The sequence below is a fragment of the Streptococcus parasanguinis genome, from assembly GCF_001578955.1.
In the GTDB taxonomy this organism is placed as follows: Bacteria; Bacillota; Bacilli; order Lactobacillales; family Streptococcaceae; genus Streptococcus; species Streptococcus parasanguinis_U.
Genome location: NZ_KQ969690.1, coordinates 462,730 through 468,939, shown reverse-complemented (window position 1 = coordinate 468,939; position 6,210 = coordinate 462,730). Strand labels below are relative to the sequence as shown.

6 protein-coding genes and 1 pseudogene are annotated in these 6,210 nt (G+C 43.7%); all 7 read right to left on the bottom strand.

Annotated features, from left to right (window positions below):
• The coding region (locus SPADD19_RS06150; RefSeq protein WP_061455530.1) for a DUF1294 domain-containing protein at positions 1-228 on the bottom strand (228 nt) is incomplete at its 3' end.
• Position 229: 1 nt separating this feature from the next.
• Positions 230-1,267 carry a 3-isopropylmalate dehydrogenase gene (leuB, locus tag SPADD19_RS06145; RefSeq protein WP_061455529.1) on the bottom strand — a complete coding sequence of 346 codons (1,038 nt, stop codon included), beginning with the start codon at positions 1,265-1,267 and terminating at the stop codon, positions 230-232.
• 12 nt (positions 1,268-1,279) lie between these two features.
• Positions 1,280-2,842 (bottom strand): 2-isopropylmalate synthase, encoded by a 1,563-nt coding sequence (locus SPADD19_RS06140; RefSeq protein WP_061455528.1) that lies wholly within the window; start codon positions 2,840-2,842, stop codon positions 1,280-1,282.
• Between the two features lie 561 nt (positions 2,843-3,403).
• On the bottom strand, positions 3,404-4,036 hold the full coding sequence (locus SPADD19_RS06135; protein WP_061455527.1) for a YpmS family protein: 633 nt from the start codon (positions 4,034-4,036) through the stop codon (positions 3,404-3,406).
• Positions 4,005-4,847, bottom strand: a complete 843-nt coding sequence (locus tag SPADD19_RS06130; protein WP_061455526.1) for an SGNH/GDSL hydrolase family protein — start codon at positions 4,845-4,847, stop codon at positions 4,005-4,007. Before SPADD19_RS06130 ends, SPADD19_RS06135 begins: the two co-directional genes overlap by 32 nt.
• A 14-nt stretch (positions 4,848-4,861) precedes the next feature.
• Positions 4,862-6,130 carry a dihydroorotase gene (locus tag SPADD19_RS06125; RefSeq protein ID WP_061455525.1) on the bottom strand — a complete coding sequence of 423 codons (1,269 nt, stop codon included), beginning with the start codon at positions 6,128-6,130 and terminating at the stop codon, positions 4,862-4,864.
• Positions 6,131-6,141: 11 nt separating this feature from the next.
• Positions 6,142-6,210, bottom strand: a pseudogene (locus SPADD19_RS11625) (DNA mismatch repair protein MutT); the annotation flags it as partial.

The following is a 6,210-nucleotide window of genomic DNA, read 5'->3' as shown; positions in this document are numbered from 1 at the left end:
ACTGCCCCACCAGGTAGCTTGAAAATACCATTTCCGCACCTTTTGGTGAAAGAGATATCCACCTAGTAGAGCTCCGAATCCACCAAGTAGCCAGCTCTCGAGTAACAGGACCTTTTCAGGAATCCGCCACCTGTTTTGGATAGCCTTTCGTTTATCTAAACCATAGGTCAGAAATACGATACTATTCCAAATAGCAATAACAACTAAACAGCGATCTCTCCAAGTCATCTTAGAGATTCCCAATAATGGCTGCAGTCATCTCTGCAGTCGATGCCTGACCACCTAGATCCCGCGTCAAAATTCCTTGATTCAAGGTTTGATTGACAGCTTCTTCGATCATTTCTGCACCTGCTGTTTCTCCAAAACTGTCTCGGAGCATCATGGCAACGGACAGGATCATGGAAATCGGATTGGCAATGCCTTGACCAGCAATATCAGGTGCTGAACCATGAATCGGTTCGTACATACTTGGTCCTTGGTCAGAATGACTGGCAGATGGCATCACGCCTAGTGTTCCAGGAAGGACGCTCGATTCGTCAGATAAGATATCTCCGAATAGATTCTCTGTCACTACAACATCAAAGCGGGCTGGATTGGTAATCATGATCATGGCCGCACTATCGACAAGCTGGTGCTCTAAGGTCACATCTGGAAATTCTTTAGCAACTTCTTCTGCCACTTGGCGCCACAATTTAGAAGTTGCAAGGACATTTTGCTTATCGATACTGGTCACTTTCTTACCACGTCCTTGCGCGATCTTGAAGGCTTGGCGCATAATCCGACGGATTTCTTCTGTACTGTAATCATTGATATCGCGTGCTGTATCTTCTTTTAAGATATGGTCTCCGAAGTAAATCCCACCTGTCAATTCACGTACGACCACAAAGTCGACACCCTTGATACGCTCTGGTTTCAAAGGAGACAAGTGTTTCAAGGCATCAAAAATCCGTACAGGACGAATATTTGCAAAGAGATTTAATTCCTTGCGAATAGCGAGCAGGCCTTGTTCTGGACGAACAGGAGCATTGTCATACTCAGGACTCCCGATAGCTGCGAGAAGAATAGCATCCGCTCCTTTAGCTGCTTTTAGAGTATCTTGGGGAAGTGGGTGGCCAGCGGCATCAATCCCAGCACCCCCAAAAGGTTTGTCTTCTAGACTATAATCAAAGCCGATTTTGGGAGCAACGGCTGCGAGGACCTCTAGTCCAGCTGCCATGATCTCAGGGCCAATCCCATCTCCTGCAAGTGTTACAATTTTCTTTGTCATGTTCATTTCCTCTTAGGCTTGTGGAAGATCACGGTAGGAGACAGCTCGTCCCATCTCACCCGCATTCTCTTTTTGAACCAGCGTGTTGGCATTGATATAAGCGATGGCAGAGGCTTTCAATACGTCAAAGTCCAAACCAGAGGCATTGAAAATCGTATCTGTATCGACATTTTCCACAGATACTAAGACACGGGCTTGAGCATCGATCCCATCTGTCACTGCATCGATATTATAAGATGTCAAGCGAACAGTTTGGTTGAAGAATTTATCAATCGCATTAAAGATCGCTTCAACCGACCCTTGACCATTGGCAAGGAATTCGAGCACTTCCCCTTCTTCATTGCGGAGGCTAACTGCTGCTGTAATGGTTTCGTCTACATTGGTTGTCAAGCGGAGATCGTTAAATTGGAATCCTTCTGGATTTTCCACTGCTGAACCGGCAACAAGGGCGCGGATATCGGCATCTGTGATCTCGTGTTTCTTGTCTGCCAGAGATTTGAACTTAGCAAATAATGGCTTGATGTCTTCTTCTGTAAATTCCAGTCCCAACTCATGCAGTTTTTCGACAAAGGCATGGCGACCAGACAATTTACCAAGTGGAAGGCTATTGCTCTTAACACCCACCAACTCAGGTGTGATGATTTCATAGGTAAGAGGATTTTTAAGGACCCCGTCTTGGTGAATACCAGACTCATGTGAGAAGGCATTGCCACCAACAACTGCCTTGTTTTTAGGAATTGGAATCCCAGAGTAACGAGAGACCAACTCAGAGGTGTTGATGGTTTCATTGAGGACAATCGGACTTTCAACTTGGTAATAGTCTTCACGGATATTGAGAGCAACCGCTACTTCTTCAAGCGCCGCATTGCCGGCCCGTTCACCGATTCCATTAATGGTTCCTTCGACACGACGGGCACCATTTTTAACAGCAGCGAGGCTATTGGCCACCGCCATTCCTAGGTCATCATGGCAATGAGGGGAATAGATAATCTCGCGGTCTGTCTTGACATGGTCAATCAAGTATTTGAAAATGGCACCGTACTCTGCTGGTGTCGTGAAACCGACTGTATCAGGAATATTGATGTAGCTAGCCCCTGCATCGACTGCAGTCTGTACGACTTGCAAGAGGAAATCCAATTCGGTCCGTGTCGCATCTTCTGGTGAGAATTCAACAATCTCAAATTTTGAGCGAGCGTAAGAAACGTGCTCTTTGATCGCTTCAAGAATTTCTTCCTTGGTCTTGTTGAGTTTAAACTCCCGGTGAATCGGACTGGTTGCGATAAAGACGTGAATTTGTGGATACTTAGTATCCTTCAAAGCTTCATAACAAGCATCGATATCGGATTTGACAGAACGGGCCAAACCTGTCACGGCTGTCTTGGTCAAGACCTTGGCAATCTCTTGAACAGCAGTGAAGGAATCAGGACTAGCTGCAGGAAAACCTGCTTCAATAGCAGAAATGCCCCACTTTTCCAATTGTTTAGCAATGGCAATCTTTTCTTTGATAGAAAAATTAACTCCTGGAGTCTGTTCGCCATCCCGAAGGCTGGTATCTAAAAATTCAACTTTACGCATAGGGTCTCCTCATTTCTATGTAGTGGATATAAAGAAAAACATCTCACTCGGTTAACCAAGCGAGATGTTTTTGCCCGCTTGGTAAGCCAAACAGGACTAATGCTTCTGCACTAGCCCTTATACCTCAACAACAAAGCAAATTGAATAAACTTAGCTGTTTTCATGTTTGACTTTCTCCTTTGTTCAATGTCTTGTTTAGTATTTTAGCATAGGGAAAAAGCAATGTCAAGAATTTTCTACAATATTCTGAATTTTTTGAATAGAAACAAAATAAAGCTTTCGGTTCTAGTTAGATTGAAGATAAAGTCATCTTAAAAACTTTCCTTAGGTGAAGACGGACGTCAGCGAACTTCAAAGAAGTTCCATGACTAATTATTGAGCCTAAGGTCTCAATAATTCCGAGTGCTAGAAACAAAAGTGTTTCTAGCACTTTTCTCACGGCGGAAAGTTTCAATATTTATTGAATAAGACTAATAGTAACTATCGTTTTTATTTTCAGCATCATTCTGGTTGTTTTATGTAAAATACAATTTTACATCAATCTGAATAGACCCTGTTACTCTACTTCTTCTGATACAAATCAAAAACGATCTTGTCATTATAGAGGTCGATGGTATTGGCCTTAACATAGATTCCAAAGTCATTGTCTATTGCTGGTAATACAATGGTGATGGTAGACTCCTTTGGAGAAATCTGGATAAATTTTGGAATATTTTTATTCTTGCTCAAGAGCTGCAAAACCATCCTTTGTGGAATTTGAAAGGTTCCAACTGAAAAATCCTTCACCGTCAAGAGAATGTTCCCATTTTCCAATTTGGATGGTTGAAAGTAAATATATAAGGGATACTCCTTCCCTAAGAAACTCAACTGCCCTTCTAATAGGATTTGCTGATTGTCCGCATAGACCTTGTAGTCGGACAGCTTATATTTTTTCAGAAGGGATTTGATGGTATCATTTAGTTGATCACGAGTCGTTGTCATGGTTCCAACTTTGACATCTTTGGTGCCAACTGCTTGATGAAGCTGGCTAACATCTTCTCTTGGCGTCGCTAAGCGTCCTTGCACGACTAAAGCAAAGGCTAAGAGAAGGCTGACCAAACCTAAAAATAACCATTTCCAAATATTGATTTTTTGAAGGAAGGGGACCTTCTCTTTGATGGGATTATTTTTGACTCCATGTTTTCTTCGTGGCATTGATTTTCTCCAATATTGCTTGTTTCATCTTCTCATAACCTGTGTTGTTGGGGTGAAAACGATCTTCTTCATACAAGGCATCGTTAGCAATCGTCGCCTTGCCATCACTGACTTCTGACACACCCATTTCCCCGTCGATTCCTTTATACAGGGCATCATTGATCGGAACGAAATAGACCTGATCAAATTGCGCGATAGTTTCTTCCGTCGTCTCATTCCAACGATCGACAGCCGTCTGGATACTGGTTAATTCAGGAAAATTCAGGTAAAGAGGATTGTAGATCCCCACTACATAAATAGGAAGATGGGGATTGTCCTTTCTGGCCTTTGTAATAATTTCTTTGAGGTTCGCTGTATAACTCTTGAGCGGTTTTTGGATATCTGATAGAGAAAAATCACTCAGATGATCGACAACAACTTTGCGCAGATCATTTCCCCCAACCGTTAAGGTCATGACACGCGCCTTTTTGAGATCCTTCTGAAGATCTGTTTGCTTCTTGAGTCGATCTAAGATCTGAGCACTTGTATTCCCAGCTACTCCATAGTTGACAGGCTGGTACTGGCCGTCATTTTCATTAGACAGGCTTTGGGCAAGGATGGGGACAAAGCCCCCTTGCTTGGTGCTATCCCCTACTCCTTCGGTCAGTGAATCTCCTAGAGCTACATAAGTATAGGTGATTTCTTTCGTAGCCGTTTTGGGCTTGGTCATGTGAGGGGACGCAGTTGGTAGCAGAGCACGAAACAGAAAGACAAAGACAAGAAGGCTGGTTAAAAAGAAAACCAAGCCTTGCATCATTTTTTTAAGATTCATATAAATACGATCACTTATCCTTGGAAAATCACTTGCCCATCACAGATTGTAAAAGCAACTTTCCCTTTTAATGTTTCACCCACAAATGGTGAATTGCCCGCTTTTGAAGCGAAATGATCCGATACCAGACGATCTGCTTTTGGATCAAAGATGGTCAAATCTGCTGGTCCATCCACTGCGATATATCCAGCATCAAAATCATAGAGACGTGCTGGATTATAGGACATCTTTTCAAGCAATTGCATCAGGCTTAAATGGCCTGCATGCACCAAGTAGGTCAAACCAAGAGAAAGTGAGGTTTCAAGCCCAGTCATTCCAGATGGTGCTTTGGTAATATCAGGAACATTCTTCTCATCCGCATGGTGAGGCGCGTGGTCCGTCGCAATCACTGAGATAACGCCTGATTTTAAGCCTTCAATCACTGCTAGGCGGTCTGATTCCAAGCGAAGAGGTGGGTTCATCTTGGCATTGCTTCCTTTAGTCAAGAGCAGACTTTCTGTTTTTGAAAAGTGTTGGGGAGCCACTTCTGCCGTCACATGAGCTCCTAATCCTTGGGCAAATTCCACCACTTTGACACTTTCTTCCTTGGAAAGGTGTTGGATATGGAGGTGAGCACCTGTCGCATGGGCAATCATGGCATCACGCGCAGCCATTGAATATTCGGCTACACCCGTCGCCCCACAGACATGGAAGTGTTCCTTGGCAATGTTTTCATTCAAACCAAGAATGCCATTCAACTCAGGGTCTTCTTCATGTAGACTAATAAAGGTCCCTAGACGCTTAGCTTCTTCCAAGGCTTCACGGACAACCTTGGTGCTTTGAAGGGGAATCCCATCATCTGAAAATCCCACTGCACCGGCCTTAAGCAGTCCTTCAAAATCTGTCAGGTGTTGACCGTCAAAGTTCTTGGTCACCGTCGCAACCGTATGAATGTGAAGATTTTCCTTGGCTGCAGAAGCTAAGACTTCCTCTAAGGTAGTAATATCTGAAATGGTCGGATTGGTATTGGCCATCATGACCACTCGAGTAAAACCACCAGCAGCTGCGGCTAAGGCACCTGTATGGATGTCTTCTTTATGAGTTTGACCAGGCTCACGGAAATGCACGTGTACATCGATCAAACCAGGAGCTACCACCAGACCAGTAGCGTCAAGGACTTCTTGTCCATCCGTTGGGAGGTTTTCAGCGATCTCTACAATTTTCTTTCCTTCAATGAGAAGATCACAGACTTGATCCAAGCCAGTCTTGGGATCCATTACGCGACCATTTTTAATGACAACCATTGCATTCTCCTTTATTCATAAAAATCAACATGCGACTCTAACAAACGGTCGCCGTCATAGCGAAACATTGCTGAAAAGAA

Excerpts from the sequence above, each read along its gene's own strand:
- leuB (WP_061455529.1), bottom strand. The coding sequence starts at position 1,267 with ATGACAAAGAAAATTGTAACACTTGCAGGAGATGGGATTGGCCCTGAG.
- SPADD19_RS06140 (WP_061455528.1), bottom strand. The coding sequence starts at position 2,842 with ATGCGTAAAGTTGAATTTTTAGATACCAGCCTTCGGGATGGCGAACAG.
- SPADD19_RS06135 (WP_061455527.1), bottom strand. The coding sequence starts at position 4,036 with ATGCCACGAAGAAAACATGGAGTCAAAAATAATCCCATCAAAGAGAAG.
- SPADD19_RS06130 (WP_061455526.1), bottom strand. The coding sequence starts at position 4,847 with ATGAATCTTAAAAAAATGATGCAAGGCTTGGTTTTCTTTTTAACCAGC.
- SPADD19_RS06125 (WP_061455525.1), bottom strand. The coding sequence starts at position 6,130 with ATGGTTGTCATTAAAAATGGTCGCGTAATGGATCCCAAGACTGGCTTG.